Source organism: Streptomyces sp. cg35, assembly GCF_050410835.1.
Lineage (GTDB): Bacteria > Actinomycetota > Actinomycetes > Streptomycetales > Streptomycetaceae > Streptomyces.
Genome location: NZ_CP191268.1, coordinates 5440934 through 5464788, shown reverse-complemented (window position 1 = coordinate 5464788; position 23855 = coordinate 5440934). Strand labels below are relative to the sequence as shown.

Here is a 23855-nt window from a genome sequence, read left to right as displayed (position 1 = left end):
CGGCTGGGCTCACGGGAGGGATACGTAGTCGAACGCACCGCTGTTCAAAGGGAGTTCGAAATCGGCGCTCACGCCCTGGCGAGCGCCGCTCTGCGACGGTGCCTGGCCACCCGCTCGCGGTTGCCGCACACCTCGCTGGAGCACCAGCGGCGCCTGCGTCCGCGGGACGTGTCGAGATAGATGATCGGGCAGTTGTCGCCCTCGCACTGCCGCAGACAGCCGCGCGCGGCGGGGTCGGTGAGCAGGTCGACGACGTCCCGGGCGACGGCCGCGAGCAGCGCCGGGCAGCCGGGCTGGTCGTGCAGGGCGCGGACGAGCGTGCCGTCGGCGGTGCGCACGGCGCGCGGTGCGGGCGGGGCGGCGCGGGCCAGCAGATTGACCCGCTCGAGGGCGCCGGGCGCCGGCCGCCCGGCGAGCTCGCCGCGCACCAACTGGGCTATGTGGCCTCGAAGTTCGAGGAAGGCCGCGAGCCAGGCGGGGGCGCAGGCGGGCAGTGCGGCGGAGTCGGGGACGAGGCCGGCGCCGACGCACCAGGCGCGCAACCGGTCGGGGGAGACGAGGCGTTCATCGGGGTGTGCGGTGGCGACCAGGTCCAGGCAGAGGCGTCCGGAGTCGAACCGCAGCTCGTGGGGGAAGGGCCCTGTGGGTACTGCTGCCATGTCCTCTACAGTGCCCGCCCCGGCGCCCCTGAGGAACCCCCGGTAACGCGGGGCTACTTGGGGACGTGCGGGGGCGGGTCGTCGTGCAGCAGCCGCTGGAACAGGATGTGGTCGCGCCACTCGCCCGCGATGTAGAGGAGCTTGGGGGCCAGCCCGTACCGCTCGAAGCCGCTCTTGGCGAGGACCCGCTGCGAGGCGGTGTTGTCGGTGAGGGTGCCCGCCTCGATGCGGTGCAGGCCGAGTTCGTCGCGGGCGGTGCGGCAGACCTCCTCGACGGCCGCCGTGACCAGGCCGCGGCCGGTGTACTCGGCGTCCACCCAGTAGCCGAGGCGCGCGGCGCACAGCGGGCCGAGCACGATCTCGGCGAGCGCGATGCGGCCCACCACCCGGTCGCCGTCGAACAGCAGCCAGGTCACGCCGTCCCGTTCGCTGAGCCGGGGCAACTGCCCCTGCGCGGTGTAGAAGGCGTCGTCGCGGTACGGCTCGGTGGGCCGCAGGTGGTCCCGGTTGCGTATGCACGCCTCGGCGAGGGCCTCGGCGTCGTCCGGGACGGCGCGGCGCAGTGCGATGTCGTCGGTGATCATCATGTCCGTACGGTACGCGCGGGCGTGGACGCTCGCTTATGGAGCTGCGCGGATCGGCGATGTCGGGGCGGCGGGGCCGCGACTTCACTGGGTCCCATGACAACCGCCGAGCGTTTCACCGGATGCGTGCTGGGTGCGGCCACGGTCGCCATGGGCCTGATCGCCGGGGCCTTCTACGTCTTCTCGTGCGCCGTGATGCCCGCGCTGGCCCGCAGCGACGACCGTACGTACATCGAGGTGATGCGGAACATCAACGACGTCATCCAGAACCCCGTGTTCTTCCTGAGCTTCTTCGGGGCGCTGCTGCTGACCGCCCTCGCGGCCTGGCGGGTGCGGCGCCGGCCGGGCCCGCGGGGCTGGGCGGTGGCGGCGCTGGCCGTCTACGCGGCGGCGTTCGTGCTCACCTCTGCGGTGAACGTCCCCCTGAACGACGCGCTGGCCGCGGCCGGCGCCCCCGCCCGGATCGCCGACCCGGCCCGCGTACGGGACGCCTTCGAGGGCCCGTGGGTGGCGTGGAACGTGGTGCGGGCGGTGCTGTGCACGGTGGCCATGGGGTGTCTGGTGCGGGGGTCGGTGCGGTGGGGACGGGCGGGGGCGTGAGAGGGCGGGTGCGGAGGCGGGAGTCGTGGCCGGGGCGGGGTACGGGCCGGTGCGGGCCCTCGCCGGGGTTCGGCCCCGGGCCGCTCCCCCGCCCCGCTCAGGCGTCCGCGTACTTCGCGTCGGCCGCCGTCGGGTCCAGCGCCAGCCGGTACCCCCGCTTCACCACCGTCTGGATCAGCTTCGGCGCCCCGAGGGCCGACCTGAGCCGGGCCATCGCCGTCTCCACCGCGTGCTCGTCGCGGCCCGCGCCGGGCAGCGCGCGCAGCAGGTCCGCGCGGGCCACCACCCAGCCGGGCCGCCGCGACAGCGACCGCAGCAGCGCCATACCGGCCGGCGGCACCGGCCGCAGCGCCCCGTCGACCAGGACCGCGTGCCCGCGGATCTCCACCCGGTGGCCGGCGATCGGCAACGTCCGGGCGCGGGAGGGCAGTTCGTGGCACAGCAGCTGGACCAGCGGGCCGAGCCGGAAGCGCTCCGGCTGCACCGTGTCCACGCCGCGCGCCTGCAGCGGCAGCGCCGTCACCGGGCCCACGCACGCCGGGAGCACGTCGTGGTGCAGGGCGGCCAGCAGCTCGGGCAGCAGGCCGCGCTCCTCCGCACGGGTCAGCAGTGACGCCGCCGCCGGGGCCGAGGTGAACGTCAGCGCGTCCACGCCCCGCGCCACCGTCGCGTCGAGGAGGCGGTCCACCGGCCCTATGTCCTCGGGCGGCATCCACCGGTACACCGGCACGCCGACCACCTCGGCCCCGGCCTCGCGCAGCGCCTCCACGAATCCGGGCAGCGGCTCCCCGTGCAGCTGGACGGCGATCCGCCGCCCCTGGACCCCCTCGGCGAGCAGCCGCTCCAGCACCTCCGCCATCGACTCCGACGACGGCGACCACTCCTCCGTCAGCCCGGCGGCGCGGATCGCGCCCTTGACCTTCGGGCCGCGCGCGAGGAGCTCCACCCCTCTGAGCCGGGCGAGCAGATCCTCCCCCAGGCCCCAGCCGTCGGCGGCCTCGACCCAGCCGCGGAAGCCGATGGCGGTCGTCGCCACCACCACGTCCGGGCCGTGGTCGAGCAACTCCTTCGTCGCGGCGAGGAGTTCGCTGTCGTCGGCGAGCGGCACGATCCGCAGCGCGGGGGCGTGCAGCACCGTGGCGCCGCGGCGCTGGAGCAGCGCGCCGAGTTCGTCGGCCCGGCGTGCCGCGGTCACCCCCACGGTGAAGCCCGCCAGCGGGCCGTGCGGCTGCGCGGACCCGGAGGCCTGCTGTTGCTCGTACATGCTGGTTCTCGTCCCGCTCGACGGTCGTCCCGTGCACTGCTGCGCTGTCGCGTCCCCACGCACGCAGTCGTCCGAGCCTGTCAACACACCGTGACAGGCCCGGATCAACGTGATTGCGTGCGTGTTACGTGCGCGTTCCTCACACCTCGGCGTAGCTGAGCTGCGGCTTTGCTTCAGCGCTGGGTACGGTCGCCGAACGCGCGGCCGAGCGGCGAAGGTATACGGCCCACGTCACGGCGAAGCACACCGCGTAGAAGACGAGGAAGGACACGAAGGCCCCGGTGCCGGTGCCGGCCGTCTGGAAGGACTGGCGGAACGCGAGGTTGATGCCGAGCCCGCCGAGCGCTCCGACCGCGCCGATCAGCCCCATGGAGGCGCCCGAGAGGCGGCGTCCGTACGCGGCGGCCTCCTCGCCGGTGAGGCCCATGCCGAGCGCCTTGGCCTGGAAGATGCCCGGAATCATCTTGTACGTGGACCCGTTGCCGAGCCCGGTCAGCACGAACAGCGCGATGAACGCGACCGTGAAGAGGGTCAGCGACTTCTCCACCGACGCCAGGGTCACCACGGCGGTCGCCGCGGCCATCGCCACGAAGTTCCACAGCGTGATGCGCGCCCCGCCGAACCGGTCCGCGAGCCGGCCGCCGACCGGCCTGATGAGCGAGCCGAGCAGCGGGCCGATGAAGGTGATCGACGCCGCCTGCAGGGGCGTCCGGCCGAACTGCGTCTGCAGGACCAGGCCGAACGCGAACGAGTAGCCGATGAACGAGCCGAACGTGCCGATGTAGAGGAACGCCATGATCCAGGTGTGGGCGTCCTTGACGGCCTCCTTGGCGGCGCCGGTGTCGTTCTTCACCGTCGCCAGGTTGTCCATGAACAGGGCCGCGCAGACCGCCGAGACGACGATCAGCGGGATGTAGATGCCGAGCAGGACACGCGGGCCGCCGTTCGCGCCGATGACGGCGAGCGCGATGAGCTGGATGACGGGGACGCCGATGTTGCCGCCGCCCGCGTTCAGGCCGAGCGCCCAGCCCTTCTTCCGCATCGGGAAGAAGGAGTTGATGTTCGTCATGGAGGAGGCGAAGTTGCCGCCGCCGACGCCGGTGAGCGCCGCGCACAGCATGAACGTGCTGTACGAGGTCCCCGGCTCCATCACCACGAACGCGACGACCGTCGGCAGCAGCAGCGTGGTCGCCGCGATGACCGTCCAGTTGCGGCCGCCGAACAGCGCGACGGCGAAGGTGTAGGGCACGCGCGCGAAGGCGCCGACGAGCGTGGCCATGGACACGAGGAAGAACTTCCCCGCCGGGTCGATGCCGTACTCGGGCCCCATGAACAGGACCATGACCGACCACAGGGTCCAGATGGAGAACCCGATGTGTTCGGAAAGGATGGAGAAGACGAGGTTGCGCCGGGCCACCTCGGCGCCCGTCTCTGCCCAGAACGCCTCGTCCTCGGGGTCCCACCGCTCGACCCACTCACGGGTCCGGCTCCGGCCTGCCATCTCACGCCTCCAGGGTCGCGGTTCGTGCCTGATGCGACCGAAGGTAGGGAGGCCGGATTTCCGGACTGTGCCGTGGAGTGACCGTGGGGGAACGTTGCTCTCACCTGGCCGCCGGGCGAGTGGTGAGGCTCAGGGCGGAGGTTGACCGGGCAGCCGGATCAGGTCGAGCCGGGACCGGACCACGGCAGCTGCACCGAACCGCCCTTGTCCCACTTCAGCGTGACCACGTCGGAGGCCTGGGTGAGATTCGCGGCGAAGACCTCGTCGCCGGTGTCCTGGCCCACGCACGACACCGCGATCCGGAAGCCGTTCCCGCTCTGGGGCTGGCCGATGCCGCTGCAGATGCCCTTACCGCCCGCGTCGATGTAGGAGACGCTGTACTTGCCCTTGGCGTTGCCCGAGGCGATCTTGGCGCCGACGGTGAGGGTCTGCGCCTTCTCGTTCTGCCACTGCCCCTGGTACCCGGTGTCGCCCGCCGGGCGCTCGCTGGGCTCGTCGTCGGCGTACGGGTCGTCGGTCGGCTCGTCGCTGTACGGTGCGTCGGACTCGGGCCCCTCGGGGCTCGGTTGGTCCGTCTCGCTCGGGGCCTGGCCCGCGCTTCCCGTCGCGACGACGCTGCTCCGCGCGGCGACCGGCTTGTCGTCGCCGCCGTCGTCCCCGCTGGTGGCCAGCAGGATGCCGCCACCGGCGAGCGCGGCGACGACCACGACCGCGACGGCGATCAGCACGGCCCGCTGCTTGCCGCCGCCCTGGTTCGGCGGCGGGGGCGGGAACGGGCCCTGGGGCGGCGGGAACTGACCGTACGGCGACTGCTGCGGCGAGGGCTGCTGACCGTAACCGGGCTGCGCGGGCTGTCCGTAGCCGGGCTGCGGCGCGGTGGGCGCGCCCGCGTACGGGTTGTCGGCGCCGTACGGTCCCGGGGGCTGTGGCGGGGCGCCGTAGGGACCCTGCCCTCCGTAGGGCCCGGCCGGGGGCTGTCCGGGCGGCGGCTGCTGGGGCGGCGGGCCCCCGTACCCGTACCCCTGACCGTCCTGCGGCGGCTGCGTCATGGCTGTCCCCGTCCCCCGTGGTTCCCCGTACGAACCATGCGGCCCACGCCGCACAGTTCGCACAAGTCAACCCGGAGGGGGCCTGCGGGCACAACCCCGCCCGGCGGCCCCGGAACCCGGGATCAGTGCCGCTTCCGCTTCTTCCGCGCGCCGTCCGGCCACAGCCGGGGCGAGCGCTTGGCGGCCAGGTCCTCGATCCAGCCCACGCTCACGATCGCGAGTGCGATCAGTGGCCACACGAGAACGAACATCCAGATCATGTACGTCGTGTCGAGCGCGCCGCTCCAGCGCGCGTCCTCCATGAACGGCAGGTCGTACGCGAGGTCGATGAGCGGCACCGTGGCCATGATCAGCATGTTGTGCCAGAGATAGATCGTCACGGCACGGTTGTTGGACAGCGTGATGAGCTTGTCCCACTTGGCGAGCGCGCCGGGCAGCTGCTGCCAGGACGGCGAGTACTGGAGCAGGATGACGACGAACCCGAAGGACCAGGTGGCCTGGGCCATCGGGATGTCGTTCAGGTCCCAGCCGTCGGGCCCCAGATGGCCCGAGGCCCACCACAGGCCGAACGCCATGACGAGCGCGGCGCACGACACCGCGAGATACCGCGGGACCTTGGCGAGCAGGCCCTCGTGGTGCGCGAAGCCGAGCACCCAGCAGCTGCCGTAGACGGCGAAGTCCGTCACCGCGTTGCCCGTCTCGCCCGGGATGGTGACGAGGCCGGTGCCGACGATCGCGGTGAGGCCGAGCGGGGCGAGCAGCGTCGCCCACGGCACCTTGCGGAACGCCCACAGCAGCAGCGGCGAGGCGATCACGAACCACAGGTACGCCCGCAGGTACCAGAGCGGACCCGCGGCCTGGGCCGGCCAGGTGTCCTCCAGCAGGCCCGCCTTCTCGCCGAGGTGCCACGGGAAGCTGGGCGCGCCGATCGGCACGAGGTAGTTGAAGAGGCTGACCCAGCCCCAGGTCCCGCCGTTGTCCGGGTCCTTGCCCGGGTTCCAGCCGCCCAGGAACAGCAGGGCGAGCACGGCCGCGCTGAACGCCCACATCGGCGGCAGCAGACGCCGGACGCGCCCGCGGATCACGCCGAGCGCGGGGCGGCTGAGGGAACGCGCCATCAGCGACCCGGCGAGCGCGAACATCACGCCCATGGACGGGAACACCACGCTCAGCCACGCCCACCCGAAGAGGTGGTAGATGACGACGCGGACGAGCGCGATGGAGCGCAGGAGGTCGAGGTACCGGTCCCGGCCGGGCTTCTTGGGCGCGGCCGGAGCCGGGGCCTGGGTCTGAGGCTGGGCCTGGGTCTGTTTCTGGGCCGGAGCCCGGTCGGTGGCCACGGCGGACCGGTGCGGCGGGTGCGGCAGCGGTCGCGTGGCGTACGTCTGCGGGGGTGCCTCGGCGACGCGGGGGGCGACGGGCTCGGGCTGCGGCCAGGACGACGTGCGGGGCCCGCCCGCCGCCGCCGAGGGCCACTCCGTCAGCGCCGCGGCGGGCTCCGCCGTCTCCGCCTCGCGCCGCCACTCCGACTCGCGGCGGGATGCCCCGGGGACCGACTGCCCGGTCCCTTCGGACCAACCGCTCTGCCCGGCCTGCCCGGTGACCCCGGAGCCGTCCTCGTACGGAGGGTGCGTCATCCCACCGGCCTCCTGTCGTCACCGGGCACCGAGGCGGACCGCTGCCGCGGCAGAGCGCCGGCCGGGGCGGAGCCCACGGCGCCCGTGCGGCGCAGCTTCTGCCAGCGCAGCCGGCCGCCGGTGAGCGCGGTGATCCAGGACTGGAGCAGCACGACGTACATCAACTGCCGGTAGAGGAGCTGCTGGAGCGGGAGGGATATGAGGTGCGTCATGCGTTCCTTGTCGAGCCGGAAGGCGTACGCCGCGCAGACCGCCTGGACGGCGAGCACACCGAGCCAGGCCACGACCGTCTTCTCGGTGGGACCGAACACCACCCCGTACAGCAGGAAGACGTCGATCAGGGGGGCGAGGAGCGGGGCCAGGACCATGAACAGGGAGACCAGGGGCAGGCCGACGCGGCCGAAACGGCCGGACGGGCCGCGCTCGATCAGTGCGCGGCGGTGCTTCCAGATGGCCTGCATGGTCCCGTACGACCAGCGGTAGCGCTGCGACCAGAGCTGCTGCACGGACTCGGGGGCCTCGGTCCAGGCGCGGGCCTTCTCCGCGTAGACCACGCGCCAGCCGTCGCGGTGCAGCGCCATGGTGACGTCGGTGTCCTCGGCGAGCGTGTCGTCGCTCATGCCGCCGATGGGTTCGAGCGCCGACCGGCGGAAGGCTCCCACGGCGCCGGGGATCGTCGGCATGCAGCGCAGGATGTCGTACATGCGGCGGTCGAGGTTGAAGCCCATCACGTACTCGATGTGCTGCCAGGCCCCGATGAGGGAGTCCCGGTTGCCCACCTTCGCGTTGCCCGCGACGGCGCCCACGCGCGGGTCGCCGAACGGCTGGACCAGTTCGCGCACGGTGGCCGGCTCGAAGACGGTGTCGCCGTCCATCATCACGACGAGGTCGAACCGGGCGTTCGCCAGGCCCCTGTTGAGCGCGGCCGGCTTGCCCGCGTTGTGCTGGCGCACCACCCGGACGTTGGGCAGCCGCAGGTTCTCCACGATGCGGGCGGTGCCGTCGGTGGAGCCGTCGTCGATGACGATGACCTCGACGGGGTGCTCGCTCGCCATCAGCGAACGGACGGTGTTCTCGATGCACTTGGCTTCGTTGTACGCCGGTACGAGCACCGACACCGGTTCGGTGACCGGCGGGCCCCAGGCGAAGCCGCGGCGGCGGACCCGCCGGGCGTGCGCCGCGGACAGGATCAGCATGAGGCCGAAGCGGCCCATGACGAGGACGCCGATGACGGCGAGCCCGGCGACCAGGACGTCCGTGATGTGCTCCGAGGCCTGGACCGCGTAGATCCACGCCCGGCCCTTCCACAGCTCGACGCCGGTCACGGGCGTGTGCGCGCTCGGCATGCCGAGGGCCTCGGTGAGGTTCTGGAACCTGTAGCCCTCGCCCTGGAGGTCCGGCAGGAAGCGGTCGAGGGCGGCGACGGTCTGCGCGCGGTTGCCGCCGGAGTCGTGCATCAGGACGATGGCGCCCTTGCCGCCGTGCGGCGTGGCACGGCGGATGATCTCGTCGACGCCGGGGCGCTTCCAGTCCTCGCTGTCCGTGTTGTTGACGACGGTGATGTAGCCGCGCGAGCCGATGTACTGGGTCACCGGCCACGACTTGTCGTCCATGGCGTCGGCGAACGAGGAGTAGGGCGGCCGGAACAGGGAGGTGCGCACGCCCGCCGCGCCCTCCAGCGCCAGCTGGTTCTGCGACAGCTCCCAGTCGATGCGCTTCTTCGACTGGTAGGAGAGGTCGGGGTGGTTGAAGGTGTGCAGGCCGACCTCGTGGCCCTCGTCCACCATGCGGTGCACCAGGTCCGGGTAGCGCGAGGCCATGGTGCCGGTGACGAAGAAGACGGCGTGCGCGTGGTGCTTCTTGAGGACGTCGAGGACCTTCGGGGTCCACTCCGGGTCGGGCCCGTCGTCGAAGGTGAGGACCAGCTTGTGCGGGTCGATGGAGCGGCTGCTCTCCTGGCCGCCCCGGGTGTCGATGACGGGTCCGCCGTCGAGGATCTTCTCGGGGACGCGGTCGGTGGCGGCCTCGGGCTGGATGCGGTGGTCGGCCATGATCTCGCTGTGCACATAGCCGCGCAGCATGAGCATCGCGATCATCGCCACGAGGAGCAGCGAGGGCAGCAGGTAGCGCAGCGGAAGGCGGCGCTTTCGGGCACGGGCCCGCCGGGGACGTGAGCGGTCGGACATTTAGAGGACGCTGCTTTCCAGGGACGCGACGAACGGTGCCGTCGGCTCGGCGCCGAGGCTCTGCGCGATGAGCGCGCTCAGGGCGCCGACGGCGACGGTGCCGGCTTCGGCGCCGCCGCCCACGGGTTCGGTGGCCGGGTCGGACGGCTCGACGGGCGGGGTGGACGGGTCGGCCGGCGGCGTCGACGGGTCGGCCGGCGGCGTGGTGTTCTTCCCCGGCTCGGAGGGCTTGGCGGGCGGCGTCGTCCTGTCGTCGGCGGGCTTGCCGGGCGACTCGGTGCCGGCGCCGGGCCGGTCGTCGTCCGGGCTGGTGCCCGTGGACGGCGCTTCGCTGCCGCCCGGGGTGGCTTCGGCCCCGGACGCGGTGCCGGAGGCACTCGGGTCCGGGGTGCCGCCGGGCGACGCGGACGGTGCCGCGGATTCGGCGGGCAGCACCGGCTTGGTGTCGACCTGGCCCGCGGGCCCCTTGTCGTCGGGCATGGGCAGCCAGGGCGCGCTCGAATTGCCCGACAGCAGCGTGACCACGATGACGACGGCGTACACCGCGCAGGCGATGCCCATCATGACGCCGACGCGTCTGAACGTACGGCTGCGCCGCCCCGAGTCGTCGACGAAGACGGGGACCTCTTTGCCGTCACCCGGCGGCGCCGTCGGCGCTCCCGGCTGCCCGTCCATGCCGAGCAGTGCACCCAACTGGCGGCCTGCGCCGTCGAGTTGGACCGTCACCTCGTTCGGATCATGGGTATGCCCGGGCAGGGCATCCTCTCGCCAGCTCTCCACCGTACGCACATCCCCCCAAGGACATGATCAACGGGTGCGCACGCGACTCACCGGGCACTTGTCGGTTCGGACCGGGCCCCCACCCGATCCGAGCGCCCCCCTTATCACATGGCACCCGGACCACGAATGTAGCGCACACATGTGACAGCCGTGTCCCGGTGTCATCTCCGGCTCATCATGATGAGTGCATCCATGGCCGGTATCCACCCGTTCTCCGGGCGGCGAAGCCAGCCGTTCTCCTCGGCGAGCGCGGCCGCCGCGGCCCTCAGCGCATCGATTCCGGGGTGCTGTCGCCCCTTTCGCCACACCAGCGACACGGGCGACAGCGGTACGGGATCGACGAGCGGCCGGAGCACCGCGCCCGGCATTGCCGGAAAGTCGACCCCGGTGAGGACCGGATTCCGGTACTTGGCCATGATCCGCCGGAACTCCTCCTCGCCGACGGCGAGCGGCGCGGGCGGCGCGATCCCGATACCGCGCCCGGCGAACAGCTGCCGGGCCAGATCGGTCCATTCGGGCGTGCGCGGATTGCCGGCTCCCGCGTAGACCGTCTCCCCCGCGAGCCGGTCCAGCGGCACGGTGTCGAGGGCGGCCAGCGGATGGTCCTCGGGGAGCACGACCGCCATCGGCTCGTACCGCATGGGCTGTTGGGCGAGGCGCTCGCGCACGGCCGGGTCGAGCCCCGCGAAGCGGCCGAAGGAGACGTCGATCCGTCCCGCGAGGAGTTCGGCGGCGGCGCCGGTCAGGCCGCTCTCGTAGCGGGCCATCAGTTCGCAGTCGGGGGCGAGTTCGCGGGCCCGCGCGAGGACGCGTTCGTTGACGAGGCCGGGGCTGTTGACGTCGACGAGCAGCGGCCGGACCTCGGGCGCGGGCCGGGTGAACGCGGTGAGCAGCTCGTCCTGCGCCTCGATCGCACGCCGCGCGTACGGCAGCAGCCGGGCGCCCTCGGCGGTGAGCGTGACCTGCCGCGTGGTCCGGCCGAACAGTTCGGCGCCCAGCTCCCGCTCCAGGCGCCGGATGTCGCGGCTGAGGGCCTGCTGCGCGACGTAGAGCCGGGCGGCGGCACGGGTGAAGTGCAGCTCGTCGGCGACGGCGAGGAAGGCCCGCAGCAGGCGCGGCTCGACGTTGCGCGGGGAGATCGACATCGGGCGAACTTACAACGCAGGCGCGTGAATCGGTACCGAGTAGGTGTTGGACCTCACAGGTGACCTGCGGCGACGCTCTTGGCATGGCCGACACCACGACTGCCGCCCCGCCCCGCAGGACCACCTACACCCGGCTCTTCACGATCCCCGGCGCCCGCGCCTTCACCCTCGGCAACCTCATAGCCCGCTTCCCGCAAGGGATGTTCAGCATCAGCGCGGTCATCATGATCTCGGGAGCGCGGGGTTCGTACGCGCTCGCGGGCGCCGTCACCGCGACGGGCCTGGTGGCCAACGCGGTCGTCGGCCCGTGGACGGCCCGGCTGGTCGACCGCCACGGGCAGGCGCGCGTCGCCGTCCCGGCCACGGTGATCTCCGCGTGCGGCTCCCTCGCCCTGCTGCTGTGCGTGCACTTCGGGGCGCCGGACTGGACGCTGTTCGCCGCGTACCTGGCGTCGGCGGCGACCCCCAACACGGGCGGCATGTCCCGGGCCCGCTGGGCGCATCTGCTCAAGGGCGACGCGGACGCGCTGCACACCGCGAACTCCTTCGAGCAGGCGGCGGACGAGCTCTGCTACATGCTCGGCCCGGTGGTGGCCGCCTTCTTGTGCGGGTCCCTCTTCCCCGAGGCGGGCACGCTGGTCAGCGCCGTGCTCATGGTGACGGGCGTCCTGATCTTCGCCGCACAGCGCGCCACGGAACCGCCGCCCCACGCGCGTACAGAGGCGACGAGGTCTCCGCTCCGCGCGCGTGGCATGCCGCCCCTGCTGATCGCGTTCCTCGCCACCGGCGCGATCTTCGGTTCGCTGGAGGTCGTCACGGTGGCCTTCGCGGACGCGCGGGGCCACAAGGTGTGGGCGGGCGGCATCCTGGCGCTGCAGGCGGCGGGGTCGTGCGCGGCGGGACTGGTCTACGGAGCGCTGAAGCCGGCGGGCCCGGCCGACCGGCGCCACCCGCTGTGCGTCGCGGCGATGGCGGTCCTCATGACGCTGCCGCTGCTGGCGGCCGCTCTCACCGGCTCGCTCCTCGCCCTCGGCGGGGCGCTCCTGATCGCCGGGATGGCGACGGCGCCGACGATGGTGACGGGCATGACCCTGGTCCAGCAGCGCACCCCGGAAGGACAGTTGAACGAGGGCATGACGCTCGCGGTGACCGGTCTGCTCGGCGGCATCGCCTGCGGCTCGGCGACGGGCGGCGCCGCGGTGGAGCACTGGGGCCCCACCGCGGCGTACACGGTGCCCGTCACGGCGGCGGCGACGGCACTGCTGCTGTCCCTCTACGGCTCCGTACGACGGGCCGGGTAGCTCTGTGCGCTCAGCACGTGGCGGGCTTGCGCCACGAGCACTCCAGGTCGCCGTCCCGCTCGGCGGCGGGCAGGGAGCGGGTGGACTTCGGCAGGACGGCCGCGGCCTCCTCGGCGGTGGACTTGGCGAGGGTCACGACGATCGCGTCCTCCAGGGGTTTCACGGAGTCGACGAGGTAGTTGTTCTGGACGACGCTGTAGACCAGCTCGCGCCCGTCGGCGTCCTTCACGTAGCCGGACAGCGCGCTGGCTCCCGTCAACGACCCGGTCTTTCCGACGGCGTTGAGGGCGGCCGGGGTGCCGCACATCCGCGACCGCAGCGTCCCGCCGACGAACCGGTCCGGATCGCAGGCCACCGGCAGCGCCGTGCGCCAGTCCGCGTACCAGGGCTCCTGCCGTACGGACAGCAGCAGGTCGGCGAGCTGCCGGGCGGCGAAGTTGTCCTTGCGCGAGAGGCCCGAGCCGTCGACCTGCCGGATCTTCCCGGCGTCCACCCCGGCGCCCTTCAGGTAGGAGGCGATGGCGGCGGTCCCGTCGCCCCAACTCCCCGGCCGTCCGGTCGCCTTGTACCCCATGGCCTTGGTGAGCGCCTCGGCGTGCATGTTGTTGGACAGCTTCATGAAGGGGACGAGCAGGTCCTTCAGGGGCATGGACTCGTGTGCGGCCAGCGTCCTCGCGCCCGCCGGGGTGGCCCGGCCCAGCTCGGTCGAGCCGCTCACCCGCACTCCGTGGGCGGCGAGCGCGTCGCGGAAGACGGCCGCCGCGTACCCGGTCGGCTCCCACACGGTGACCCACTCCTTGGTGGTGTCCCCGCCCACCGGCACGGTCCCGCTGACGCTGATCGTGTTGGTGCCGTGCCGCCGCTGGACGACGACGCCGTCCTCGCCGCCGGCGGCCCCGGTGCGCGCCCGCACGTCGAGGTGCACGTAGTCCGTCTTCGGCGTGACGTGGACGACGGGCCTGTCCCCCGCCTTCTTGCCCGGCGCGACCTCGACGATGACGGTGCCGGTGTCGTAGTCGGTGTCGGGGGCGACGCTCAGGGCGGAGATCTGGGCGGCGTAGTACGAGGACTCGTCGTCGGCGCCCCAGGTGTCGCCCTGCCGCTGGTCGTCGAACCGGGTGTCGTCGGCGACGAGCCGCCCGCCGACCTTCTTCACACCGGCGGCGGCGACCTCGGCGGCGAGCTTGTCGTAGTCGGCGGCGAGCGTGGTGGGATCACCGGTCCCGCGCAGATACAGGTCCCCGTCGAGGACCCCGCCGCGCACCCGCCCACCGGCCAGCACGTCGGTGCTGAAGCGGTGGTCGGGGCCGAGGAGTCCCATGGCCGCGGCCGACGTGGCGAGTTTGGTGTTGGAGGCGGGCATGAGCCGCCCGGTCGGGTTGTGCTGGTACAGGGTCTCGCCGGTCGTGGCGTCGGCGACCACGACACTCGCGGCGCCGCCCTCCATGCGCGGGTCGCCGAGGATGGTGTCGATGGCCTCGGGCAGCCCGCCGGGGGTGGAGTCGGCGCCGGCGGGCGCGCCCCAGGAGAGCGTGGCGGCGGCCACGCCCAGGACGGCGGGCCAGACCCATTTCCTGAACCGCGTGCGGGAGTTGACGCGTGGGATCGCGAATCCGTCAGGTCTGCTCATGGAAGAGGAGCATTCCGGATCCCGGCGGCCGGGGACAGACCTTCCCCGGCCGCCGGTGCCCGTGTCTCAGCCGAGCCCCCACGAGTGGCCCATGGCGTAGGCGGCGCACAGGTTCACGTCGAGGACGTACGCCCCGGCGGTCCCGCACTGCGCGGCCCCGCTCCCGGGATCGACGGGCTGCCCGTGTCCCATCCCCGTGATGCTGTACGTCTCGACGGCCGCGGCGCCGGACGCGTCCCGGAAGACCTGGTGCGGATAGCCGCCGACGGTGTCGCTCACATCGGCGGTCTGGTCGGCGCCCCGCACATTGCTCCACTGCTTCATCAGGTCGGTCATGTTGACGGGCTTCACGGTGTAGTCGGCGCTGCCCTGGAACACGGTCAGCCGCGGCCACGGCCCCGTGTACCCGGGCCGCGCGGCCCGCACCCGGTCGCCCCACTGCGCCGCGGTCTGGGTGGCCCCCACGTACATGCACACGTACGGCGACCCGGCGGCCTGCGCGCACCCGTAGGGCAGCCCGGCGACGACACCGCCGGCGACGAACTTCTCCGGGTACGCGGCCATCATCACGGACGTCATGCCGCCACCGGCGCTGAGCCCGGTGACGTACACCCGGGTGGCGTCCGCGCCCGCGTCGGCGACCTGCTTGTCGACCATCTGCGCAATCGAAGCGGCCTCGCCCTGGCCGCGCTCGATGTCGCCGCTCTGGAACCAGTTGAAGCAGGAGTTGAGGTTGTTGCCGGAGGTCTGCTGCGGCAGCACGACCGAGAAACCCCACCGGTCGGCGAGCTCGGTCCAGCCGCTGCCGGTGCCGTACCCGGCGGCGTTCTGCGTACAGCCGTGCAGGGCGACGACGACGGGCCGCCCGCTCGGCAGGCCGTCGGGAACGTAGCGGAACATCTTCAGCGCCCCCGGGTTGGTCCCGAACCCGGTGACTTCCTGGATGCTCGCGGCGGCAGAGGCATGGGGGACGGCGGGCAGGAAGAAGGCCAGCAGGGCCACGAGGACGGTGGCGGCTCTGGTTCTGCTGTGGGAGGAGGTCATGAGCAGGGACCGTAGAACCGTCCCGCGACCCCAGACATGTAGTGGGCCCACACAACGACAAAGGCCCGACTGTGGTGAACAGCCGGGCCAAGGTCTACATGGGTTGGTGGAGATGGCGGGAATCGAACCCGCGTCCAACGGTGCAGCAGCAGGGCTTCTCCGTGTGCAGTTCGCTTCGATTTTCTCGGCCCCGGTGATCACGCGAACAAGTCGCCGACGGGCCCAGTCACTGTTTGATTTCCCATCGAACCCCGTGACCGGGCTCGATGGTTTAGTTCCCTAGATTATGCCAGGGTCCGGGTCGGGAACACCCCCGGGCTGACACCCTTTTAGGGTCCTTCAGTCGCTGTTATTAGGCAGCGAGGGCGAAGGACTGGGAATCGCTCTTGGAATTGGCGATTATTGGTTGCGACATATGGTTAACGAGATCATTGCCGCTTCCTCGACACGCTTCACCTGCTTCGACAGCCGCTGTCGAAACCGATCATCCCCATGTTGATTTTTCAAAGTGGATCTCTCGATCCGGTGCCCCTGCGTGAGGAGCAGTGCCATCGTACGTGACCAACGCCCGACGGTGCCAGCGTATTCCCCGGCGCCCGTCGCGGCCGGTCAGCGCTCGCGGGCCCGCTGGCGCCGCTTCGCCGCCGCGATGGCACGGTCCGAGTCCCTGCGGTCCTGCTGTTCGCGCAGCGTCTGCCGCTTGTCGTACTCCTTCTTGCCCTTGGCGAGCGCGATCTCGGCCTTGGCGCGGCCGTCCTTGAAGTAGATCGCGAGGGTCACGATCGTGTGACCCGACTCCTGGGACTTCGACTCCAGCTTGTCGATCTCCTCGCGGTGCAGGAGCAGCTTGCGCTTGCGGCGCACGGCGTGGTTGGTCCAGGTGCCCTGGCTGTACTCGGGGATGTGGGCGTTGTGCAGCCACGCCTCGCCCCCGTCGATCTGGACGAAGGCGTCGGCCAGGGAGGTCCGCCCCTGGCGCAGCGACTTGACCTCGGTGCCGGACAGCACGATGCCGGCCTCGTAGGTGTCCATGATCAGGTAGTCGTGCCGCGCCTTCTTGTTCTGCGCGACGATCTTGCGCTTGCCGTCCTTCTGGTCGGACGCCTTCCCCTTGCCCTGCTTGGGCTGGGACTCCTTCGGTACGTACATTCCCTTGGCCATAGTGCTGGCCATTTTCGCACTACGAGGGGTCCCCGAGGCCACTCAATACTGTCTCGGCCCGCTCCTGGGCCCCGTCGGCGGCCTCCAGGTCGGGGGTGATGCCCCGGCCGTCCACGCTCCGGCCCGAGGGGGTGCGGTAGTGGCCGACGGTGAGCTCGGCGACGGAACCGCCGGGCAGCCGGCTCGGCATCTGGACCGAGCCCTTGCCGAAGGTACGGGTGCCCACCACGACCGCGCGGCCGCGGTCCTGCAGGGCTCCGGTGAGCAGCTCGGCCGCACTCATCGTCCCGCCGTCGACGAGCACGACCACCGGTCTGGTGGTGTCGCCGCCGCGCTCGGCGTGCAGGGCGCGCTGCGCACCGCGTACGTCGTACGTCGCCACGAGCCCGCCGTCCAGGAACGCCGAGGCCGCGCTGACCGCCTCGGTGACCAGGCCGCCCGAGTTGCCCCGCAGGTCGAGGACGAGGCCGGCGCCCGCGGGCAGCGCGCGCACCGCCTTGCGGACCTGCGCGCCGGAGCCCTTGGTGAAGGCGCTGACCTTCAGCAGGGCGGCGCCGGAGCCGAGACGGGTGGCGGTGACGGAGTCGGTCGACAGGTTGGCGCGGCGCAGCGTCTCGCTCCACGCGCGCGTGCCGCGCTGCAGACCGACGCGTACGGGCGTGCCGGCGTGCTCGCCGCGCAGCAGGCCGAGGACCTCGGTGACGGGGCGGCCGGTGACCGGGCTGCCGTCGACGGCCGCGATGCGGTCGCCCTCGCGGATGCCGGCGAGCTGCGCGGGCGATCCGGAGCGGACCCTGGTGACCTGGACGTCGCCGTCGGCGGCCCGTCGCGCCCAGAGCCCGACGCCGGTGTACTCGCCGTCCAGGGACTGCTCGAACTCCTCGTACTCGCCCTGGGAGTAGACCGCGCCCCAGCGGTCGCCGCTGCGGCTGACGGCCTCCTCGGCGGCCTGCGTGGGGGACTTGCCGTCCTCCATCGCCTCGGCGGCGGCCTCGGTCGGGTCGGCGAGCGGTTTGTCGTGCGCGGCGGCGGCCACCGAGCTGCCGGTGTCCGCCCCGGTCCCGTCGGCCTCGTCGGGCCAGGACCCGGTCGCGGCGCCGGTCGCGAGGATGCTCGCGAAGACCAATGTCAGGGTCGCCCCACGGCCGATGCGGCGGGGCCGGGAGAACAGTTCCGGGCCTGACATGTCGGTGAGTCTAGGACAACGCGGGGCGCCGTACGGGGTGTTGACCCGCTCGGCGCCCCGCGTTCCGGGGGACTCTCGTCACACCTTCAGGTACTTGCGCAACGCGACGAACGCGGCCAGCGCAGGCATCAGAACGCTCACCGCGAGGATGAGCGGCAGCTTCGTGAGCACCGCGTCCCAGCCGATGAAGTTGATGAGCTGGAGCTTGTCGGAGAGCGCGACGCCGTTGTCGATGACGAAGTACTGGCCGGCCGCCAGGAAGACGCAGGCGATACCGCCGCCGATGAGTCCGGCGACCGCGGCCTCCATGATGAACGGCGCCTGGATGTAGAAGCCGGACGCGCCGACCAGGCGCATGATGCCGGTCTCGCGGCGGCGGCTGAACGCGGACACCCGGACGGTGTTCACGATCAGCAGCAGCGCGACCACGAGCATCACCGCCATCACCGCGCCGGCCGCGTAGTTCAGGTAGCTGAGCAGCCGGAAGAGGTTGTCCAGCACGCCCTTCTGGTCCTGCACGGACTGCACGCCGGGCCGCCCGTTGAACGCGGTCGCGATGACCTGGTACTTCTCCGGGTCCTTCAGCTTGATCCGGTACGACTCCTGCAGCTGGTCCGGCGTGAGGGAGCTGGCCAGCGGGGAGTCGCCGAACTGCTCCTTGTAGTGCTTGTACGCCTGGTCCTGGGACTCGTACGACACCTTCTGTACGACGCCCATCTTGCCGAGGTCGTCCTGGATCTGCTTCTTCTGCTCGGCGGTGACCGGGCCCTTGGCGCAGTTCGGGTCGGACTCGGAGTCTCCCTTGTTGCACAGGAAGATCGAGACGTTGACCTTGTCGTACCAGAAACCCTTCATCTGGTTGACCTGGTCGCTCATGAGCAGCGAGCCGCCGAACAGGGCGAGCGAGAGGGCCACCGAGATGATGACGGCGAAGGTCATCGTGAGATTGCGGCGGAGACCGACGCCGATCTCCGACAGAACGAATTGGGCACGCATAACGCTTACTGAGCCTTTCGCAGCTTCTCTCTCGGTACTTCTCAGTGCTGGTAGCCGTAGACGCCGCGCGCCTGGTCGCGGACGAGACGGCCCTTCTCCAGCTCGATGACGCGCTTGCGCATCTGGTCCACGATGTTCTGGTCGTGGGTGGCCATCACCACGGTGGTGCCCGTGCGGTTGATCCGGTCGAGCAGCTTCATGATGCCGACCGAGGTCTGCGGGTCGAGGTTGCCCGTGGGCTCGTCCGCGATCAGCAGCTTCGGCCGGTTCACGAAGGCGCGGGCGATGGCCACGCGCTGCTGCTCACCACCGGACAGCTCGCCCGGCATCCGCTCCTCCTTGCCGCCCAGGCCGACGAGGTCGAGGACCTGCGGCACGGCCTTGCGGATCTCGCCGCGGGACTTGCCGATGACCTCCTGCGCGAACGCGACGTTCTCGCCGACGGTCTTGTTGGGCAGCAGGCGGAAGTCCTGGAAGACCGTGCCGAGCTGGCGGCGGATCTGCGGGACCTTCCAGTTGGAGACGCGGCCCAGGTCCTTGCCCAGGACGTGCACCTGGCCGTGGCTGCACCGCTCCTCGCGCAGGATCAGCCGCAGGAACGTCGACTTGCCGGAGCCGGACGAGCCGACCAGGAAGACGAACTCACCGCGCTCGACCTCCAGGGAGACATCCCTGAGGGCGGGCCGGGTCTGCTTGGGGTAGACCTTGGAGACGTTGTCGAATCGGATCACGGGTGCGCCTCGGAGCGTCGTGGGCGTCGGGGGCGGGGCGTCTTCCGAGACGCCCCCTCGGTGAGCGTGACCATACGCGAACCGGGGCGCGGGGCGCAGGCGCCGTCCCTGGTTGCGCGTTTTGTCCCGGTGCGGGGTCTACGGTAGGGCCGGTTTTGTCCGGGCCGTGCCTGGTCAGGGACGGTCCTGGGGGTGAGGCGCGCCGAAAATCCCGGAAGCTGGCACAGTGGTAGGGGGAACGGTTGCGTTTCCCGGAGCGTTGAGCGGAGAGAACCAGTGGGAAACTGGCAGCCGGTTCAGTCGGCTCCGCCGCGCGGGAGGAGGAGAGCGCATGACCTATGACCGGTTGGTGTGCGCGAACTGTGCGGCGCCGGTGAGCGAGGGCCGCTGCCCGGTGTGCCGGGCGAACCGGGAGCGGCTGCAGCAGCAGAACCCGCTGTCCGGGCTGAACCCGATGGCGCTGGTCGCGCTCGTGGCCGTCCTCGTGGCCGCGGTGGCCCTGCTGGCCCATCAGACGGTGTAGCCCGCCGAAGACCCGCCGAGACCCGCCGAGACATACGGAAGGGCCCGGAGCCGTTCGGCTCCGGGCCCTTCCGCGTGCGCCGGGTCGGTCAGGCAGGCGTTACGCGGCAGCGCCGCGGTTGCCGGCGAGACGCGGCAGCAGCCGGAAGCCGACACCGCCCGCGATCATCGTCGCGGCACCGATCAGCAGGACCGTGGTGCCGTCGGCACCGGTCTCGGCCAGCTCGCCGCCCTTGCCCTGGGCACCGGTCTGCTCGGCCGGCGTGGAGCCGGTGTCCTGCAGGCTGTCCTTGCCCTGGCCCTGCTCGACGGGGTTGTTGTTGCCGTCGGGGTCGGTCTGGTCGCCGCCGGTGGACGAGCCACCGTTGCCGCCGCCGTTGCCGTTCCCGCCGCTGTTGCCGTTGCCGCCGTCGGTGGAACCGCCGTCGGTCGAACCGCCGTCCGTGGCACCGCCGTCGGTCGCGCCACCATCCGTGGCACCACCGTCGGTCGCGCCACCATCCGTGGCACCACCGTCGGTCGCGCCACCATCGGTCGCGCCACCGTCGGCACCGGCGATCGCGCCGCCGTCCGTCGCGCCACCGTCGGTCGCGCCACCGTCCGTGGCACCACCGTCGGTCGCGCCGCCGTCCGTGGCACCGCCATCGGTGGCGCCGCCGTCCGTGGCACCACCATCGGTCGCGCCACCGTCGACACCGGCGATCGCGCCGCCGTCCGTCGCGCCACCGTCGGTCGCGCCACCGTCGTCACCGGTGCCGCCGAGCAGGCCGACACCCACGCCGTCCTCGTCGGCGCTCACGTGCGCCAGGCCCGGAACGTCGACCTCCAGGGCGGAAGCGGCACCCGCGGCGGTCAGCGACGCACCGGCGGCGATCACCGCACCGGCGGCTATCCGCGCTACACGGATCCGCGTCTTCTTGGTCATCTGTCTGCTACCCCCAGTAGCCAATCGTCAATGGAGCAGCGCCCGGGACCGCGTTCAACCGGGGGGCAGCAGAGATCGCGTACGACCAGCCCCCGTTCACACGCGTCCCACTGATACGCATGCCGCGCGCCAGCCTTCCCAGTTTTCAGATCAACGTCAAGGTCGTTGCGCACGCGATGACCCGAAATAGGGGGAGTTGACCGCCGTACGGACATGTGACTGTGACGTAAAAGGCCGTAAGACCTTCACAGTCGGAAGCACCACCGGAAAACAAAAGGCAACTGCCGCTCGGTGAGCGGCAGTTGCCTTGTCGATAAATCGCGGGTTACTTCTCCTGCTGCTTGCGCCAGCGAATTCCGGCCTCGATGAAACCGTCGATCTCGCCGTCGAGCACGGCCTGCGGGTTGCCGACCTCGAACTCGGTGCGGAGGTCCTTGACCATCTGGTACGGGTGCAGCACGTACGAACGCATCTGGTTGCCCCAGGAGCTGCCGCCGTCGCCCTTGAGGGCGTCCATCTTGGCCCGCTCCTCCTGGCGCTGACGCTCCAGGAGCTTGGCCTGCAGCACGTTCATCGCCGTGGCCTTGTTCTGGATCTGCGAGCGCTCGTTCTGGCAGGAGACCACGATGCCGGTGGGGATGTGCGTCAGACGGACCGCGGAGTCCGTCGTGTTCACGCCCTGGCCGCCGGGGCCCGAGGAACGGTAGACGTCCACGCGCAGGTCCGACTCGTCGATGTCGACGTGGTCGGTCTGCTCGACGACGGGGAGCACCTCGACGCCCGCGAAGGACGTCTGGCGGCGGCCCTGGTTGTCGAACGGGGAGATGCGCACGAGGCGGTGCGTGCCCTGCTCGACGGAGAGCGTGCCGTAGGCGTACGGGACCTGGACGGCGAAGGTGGTCGACTTGATGCCGGCCTCTTCCGCGTACGACGTCTCGTAGACCTCGGTCTTGTAGCCGTGCCGCTCCGCCCAGCGCAGGTACATGCGCTGCAGCTGCTCGGCGAAGTCCGCGGCGTCGACGCCGCCGGCCTCCGCGCGGATGTTGACGAGGGCCTCGCGGGAGTCGTACTCGCCGCTCAGGAGCGTACGGACCTCCATCTCGTCCAGGGCCTTCTTCACCGAGGTCAGCTCGGACTCGGCCTCGGCGCGGGTGTCCGGGTCGTCCTCCTCCTCGGCCATCTCGAAGAGGACGGAGAGGTCGTCGATACGACCGCGCAGCGCCTCGGCCTTGCGGACCTCCGCCTGGAGGTGGCTCAGCTTGCTGGTGATCTTCTGCGCCGCCTCCGGGTCGTCCCACAGGGACGGCGCGGCCGCCTGCTCCTCGAGCACGGCGATATCTGCCCTCATCTTGTCGAGGTCCAGGACGGCCTCGATCGACTCCATGGTCGAGGAGAGGGACTTCAGCTCTTCGGAAACATCGACGACTGCCACGAGACCAGCCTAACGGCTGGTGCAAGTGGTCTCCGCCGGGTGCCGGTGCGTGGGTGCTCCGGGGGCGGGTTCGGGGGTGTGTTCTTGTCCGCGGGCCGGTGGGGGCTGGTCGCGCAGTTCCCCGCACCCCTGGGATGCGCACTTCGTGCGCCATCCCAGAGAAGAAGGCTGCGGCTTCGCCGCAGCCGAGAACGTGTCCCCTACGGCTGGGCCGGTGCCGAGTTCTGGTTGTCGGACGGGGGCGGTTCGTCGCCTCCGGAGGAGACCGCCCAGATGCCGCCCCCGATCGCCGCCGCGAGGGCGACCCCGGCCACGCCGAGCGTGATCCGGCGGCGGCGCGCGGGGTGCCGGTTGCGGGCCGAGCCGGGCCGGGGCGCACCCGCGGCGCGCGGCGCGCGGGCCGTGCCGCGGGCGCCGCCGGCCAGCTCGTCCGGTGCCGGGACCCGCATCGACGTATGGGTGTCGCGGTTGGAGTCGGCGGGGGCGGAGCCGGGGACCAGGGAGACCGCGCCGCGGCGGGGCGCGGCGGGCTCGGCGGGCTCGGGCTCGGTCTGCTGGGACTCCTCGGGGGCCGGGTCCGCGTCGGGCTCGTCCACGTCCAGCGGGGCCATGCCCGCCAGGAGGGGCTGCAGTTCGCGCAGCCGGGCCGCCAGCTCCGAGGCCCGCAGACGGGACGCCGGGGCCTTGGCCAGGCACTGGATCAGCAGCTGCCAGAGCTCGTCGGGGATGCCGGGGAGCGGGACCACGGTCTCCGTGACGTGGCGGCGCAGGATGGCGCCCGGGTGGCCGCCGCCGAAGGGGGTGAAGCCCGCGAGGAGCTCGTACAGGACCGTCGCGAGGGCGTAGATGTCGACGGCGGCGCGGGGCGGCAGGCCCTCGATGATCTCGGGGGCCAGGTAGTCCGGCGTACCGATGATCTTCGTGGCCTTCGTGCGGCGCGGGGTGTCGATCAGCTTGGCGATGCCGAAGTCGGTGAGGAGGGCGGGGTGCGAGCCGCCGGGGCCGAGCGGGCCCTGCATGTCGAGCAGGACGTTCTCGGGCTTCACGTCGCGGTGCACGATGCCGGCGGCGTGCGCGGCGGCCAGGGCGTCGGCGACGTCCGCGGCGATGGCGACGGCGGCCTCGGGGGCCAGGCGCCGCTCGCGCTCCAGGCGGGTGCGCAGATCGGTGCCGCGGATCAGGTCCATGACCAGTGCGAGGTCGTTCCCGTCGACCACCAGGTCCTGGACGCCGACCACGCGCGCGTGGTCGAGGCTCAGCAGGGCGGTGCGCTCCTGGACGAAGCGGCCGACCAGCTCCTGGTCGGAGGCGAGGTCCTCGCGCAGCAGTTTGATGGCGACGGGACCGTCGGGTCCCTCGCCCAGCCACACCGTGCCCGCACTGCCGCGCCCCAGGATCTGGTGTGCGGTGTACCGGCTGCCGATCTTCCGTGCCAAGGCTGCTCCTACAGACGCGTGTTGGCGCCCAAGCTACGCGGCCCGGACGCCAACCAACGCATCAGAGGGGGAAATCACCCGTCGGA

The 23855-nt window shown here is 71.8% G+C and carries 21 protein-coding genes and 1 other RNA gene; 3 read left to right on the top strand and 19 right to left on the bottom strand.

The genetic code is table 11. From position 1 onward, the window contains the following. Positions 1 to 68: 68 nt before the first annotated feature. A complete protein-coding gene (locus ACQUQD_RS24990; protein ID WP_428954363.1) occupies positions 69 to 659 on the bottom strand; it encodes a CGNR zinc finger domain-containing protein in 591 nt (196 codons plus the stop codon). Positions 660 to 712: 53 nt separating this feature from the next. Further along, positions 713 to 1246, bottom strand: a complete 534-nt coding sequence (locus ACQUQD_RS24985) for a GNAT family N-acetyltransferase (RefSeq protein ID WP_428954362.1) — start codon at positions 1244 to 1246, stop codon at positions 713 to 715. A 93-nt stretch (positions 1247 to 1339) separates the two neighbouring features. On the opposite strand from ACQUQD_RS24985, the gene ACQUQD_RS24980 reads away from it, so the two are divergent. Next, positions 1340 to 1843 (top strand): DUF1772 domain-containing protein, encoded by a 504-nt coding sequence (locus tag ACQUQD_RS24980; RefSeq protein ID WP_428954361.1) that lies wholly within the window; start codon positions 1340 to 1342, stop codon positions 1841 to 1843. Between the two features lie 97 nt (positions 1844 to 1940). On the opposite strand, the gene ACQUQD_RS24975 is transcribed toward ACQUQD_RS24980, so the two are convergent. The 7 genes from ACQUQD_RS24975 to ACQUQD_RS24945 all read right to left on the bottom strand — a co-directional run bounded on the left by ACQUQD_RS24975 (position 1941) and on the right by ACQUQD_RS24945 (position 11405). Next, positions 1941 to 3107 (bottom strand): uroporphyrinogen-III synthase, encoded by a 1167-nt coding sequence (locus tag ACQUQD_RS24975; protein WP_428954360.1) that lies wholly within the window; start codon positions 3105 to 3107, stop codon positions 1941 to 1943. A gap of 139 nt (positions 3108 to 3246) precedes the next feature. Continuing rightward, positions 3247 to 4608, bottom strand: a complete 1362-nt coding sequence (locus ACQUQD_RS24970; RefSeq protein WP_428954359.1) for a nitrate/nitrite transporter — start codon at positions 4606 to 4608, stop codon at positions 3247 to 3249. Positions 4609 to 4766: 158 nt separating this feature from the next. Further along, complete coding sequence (locus ACQUQD_RS24965) at positions 4767 to 5657, bottom strand: hypothetical protein (RefSeq protein ID WP_428954358.1); 891 nt, start codon at positions 5655 to 5657, stop codon at positions 4767 to 4769. Between the two features lie 122 nt (positions 5658 to 5779). Then, complete coding sequence (locus ACQUQD_RS24960; protein WP_428954357.1) at positions 5780 to 7294, bottom strand: acyltransferase family protein; 1515 nt, start codon at positions 7292 to 7294, stop codon at positions 5780 to 5782. After that, entirely contained in the window at positions 7291 to 9480 is a 2190-nt protein-coding gene (locus tag ACQUQD_RS24955; protein ID WP_428954356.1) for a glycosyltransferase, read from the bottom strand. The genes ACQUQD_RS24960 and ACQUQD_RS24955 overlap by 4 nt, the downstream gene beginning before the upstream one ends. Beyond that, positions 9481 to 10206 (bottom strand): hypothetical protein, encoded by a 726-nt coding sequence (locus ACQUQD_RS24950; protein WP_428954355.1) that lies wholly within the window; start codon positions 10204 to 10206, stop codon positions 9481 to 9483. It lies immediately after the preceding gene. A 215-nt stretch (positions 10207 to 10421) separates the two neighbouring features. Next, the gene (locus ACQUQD_RS24945) at positions 10422 to 11405 is read right to left on the bottom strand and encodes a LysR family transcriptional regulator (RefSeq protein WP_428954354.1); all 984 of its coding nucleotides are present in this window, start codon (positions 11403 to 11405) and stop codon (positions 10422 to 10424) included. 83 nt (positions 11406 to 11488) lie between these two features. Here ACQUQD_RS24945 and ACQUQD_RS24940 point away from each other — a divergent pair, with 83 nt between their 5' ends. Next, entirely contained in the window at positions 11489 to 12706 is a 1218-nt protein-coding gene (locus tag ACQUQD_RS24940; RefSeq protein ID WP_428954353.1) for an MFS transporter, read from the top strand. A gap of 10 nt (positions 12707 to 12716) precedes the next feature. On the opposite strand, the gene dacB is transcribed toward ACQUQD_RS24940, so the two are convergent. The 7 genes from dacB to ftsE all read right to left on the bottom strand — a co-directional run bounded on the left by dacB (position 12717) and on the right by ftsE (position 19454). Then, positions 12717 to 14336 carry a D-alanyl-D-alanine carboxypeptidase/D-alanyl-D-alanine endopeptidase gene (gene dacB, locus ACQUQD_RS24935; RefSeq protein WP_428954351.1) on the bottom strand — a complete coding sequence of 540 codons (1620 nt, stop codon included), beginning with the start codon at positions 14334 to 14336 and terminating at the stop codon, positions 12717 to 12719. A 66-nt stretch (positions 14337 to 14402) separates the two neighbouring features. After that, a complete protein-coding gene (locus ACQUQD_RS24930) occupies positions 14403 to 15380 on the bottom strand; it encodes an extracellular catalytic domain type 1 short-chain-length polyhydroxyalkanoate depolymerase (protein WP_428954350.1) in 978 nt (325 codons plus the stop codon). A gap of 104 nt (positions 15381 to 15484) precedes the next feature. Continuing rightward, positions 15485 to 15872, bottom strand: a transfer-messenger RNA (tmRNA) gene (gene ssrA / locus ACQUQD_RS24925). Between the two features lie 117 nt (positions 15873 to 15989). Next, positions 15990 to 16541 (bottom strand): SsrA-binding protein SmpB, encoded by a 552-nt coding sequence (gene smpB / locus ACQUQD_RS24920; RefSeq protein WP_428954349.1) that lies wholly within the window; start codon positions 16539 to 16541, stop codon positions 15990 to 15992. A gap of 19 nt (positions 16542 to 16560) precedes the next feature. Next, positions 16561 to 17727: a S41 family peptidase gene (locus tag ACQUQD_RS24915; RefSeq protein WP_428954348.1), complete on the bottom strand. Its 1167-nt coding sequence runs from the start codon at positions 17725 to 17727 to the stop codon at positions 16561 to 16563. A 78-nt stretch (positions 17728 to 17805) separates the two neighbouring features. Further along, positions 17806 to 18723 carry a permease-like cell division protein FtsX gene (gene ftsX, locus ACQUQD_RS24910; RefSeq protein WP_428954347.1) on the bottom strand — a complete coding sequence of 306 codons (918 nt, stop codon included), beginning with the start codon at positions 18721 to 18723 and terminating at the stop codon, positions 17806 to 17808. A gap of 41 nt (positions 18724 to 18764) precedes the next feature. Next, entirely contained in the window at positions 18765 to 19454 is a 690-nt protein-coding gene (ftsE, locus tag ACQUQD_RS24905) for a cell division ATP-binding protein FtsE (protein WP_365573138.1), read from the bottom strand. Between the two features lie 331 nt (positions 19455 to 19785). Here ftsE and ACQUQD_RS24900 point away from each other — a divergent pair, with 331 nt between their 5' ends. After that, positions 19786 to 19977 carry a hypothetical protein gene (locus ACQUQD_RS24900; protein ID WP_428954346.1) on the top strand — a complete coding sequence of 64 codons (192 nt, stop codon included), beginning with the start codon at positions 19786 to 19788 and terminating at the stop codon, positions 19975 to 19977. A gap of 99 nt (positions 19978 to 20076) precedes the next feature. Here the strand turns inward: ACQUQD_RS24900 and ACQUQD_RS24895 are convergent, their stop codons facing one another. The 3 genes from ACQUQD_RS24895 to ACQUQD_RS24885 form a co-directional block, all read right to left on the bottom strand. Continuing rightward, the gene (locus ACQUQD_RS24895) at positions 20077 to 20901 is read right to left on the bottom strand and encodes a hypothetical protein (RefSeq protein ID WP_428954345.1); all 825 of its coding nucleotides are present in this window, start codon (positions 20899 to 20901) and stop codon (positions 20077 to 20079) included. 325 nt (positions 20902 to 21226) lie between these two features. Next, positions 21227 to 22333 (bottom strand): peptide chain release factor 2, encoded by a 1107-nt coding sequence (gene prfB / locus ACQUQD_RS24890; protein ID WP_428954344.1) that lies wholly within the window; start codon positions 22331 to 22333, stop codon positions 21227 to 21229. Positions 22334 to 22533: 200 nt separating this feature from the next. Further along, positions 22534 to 23769, bottom strand: a complete 1236-nt coding sequence (locus ACQUQD_RS24885; protein WP_428954343.1) for a serine/threonine-protein kinase — start codon at positions 23767 to 23769, stop codon at positions 22534 to 22536. Between the last annotated feature and the right edge of the window lie 86 nt (positions 23770 to 23855).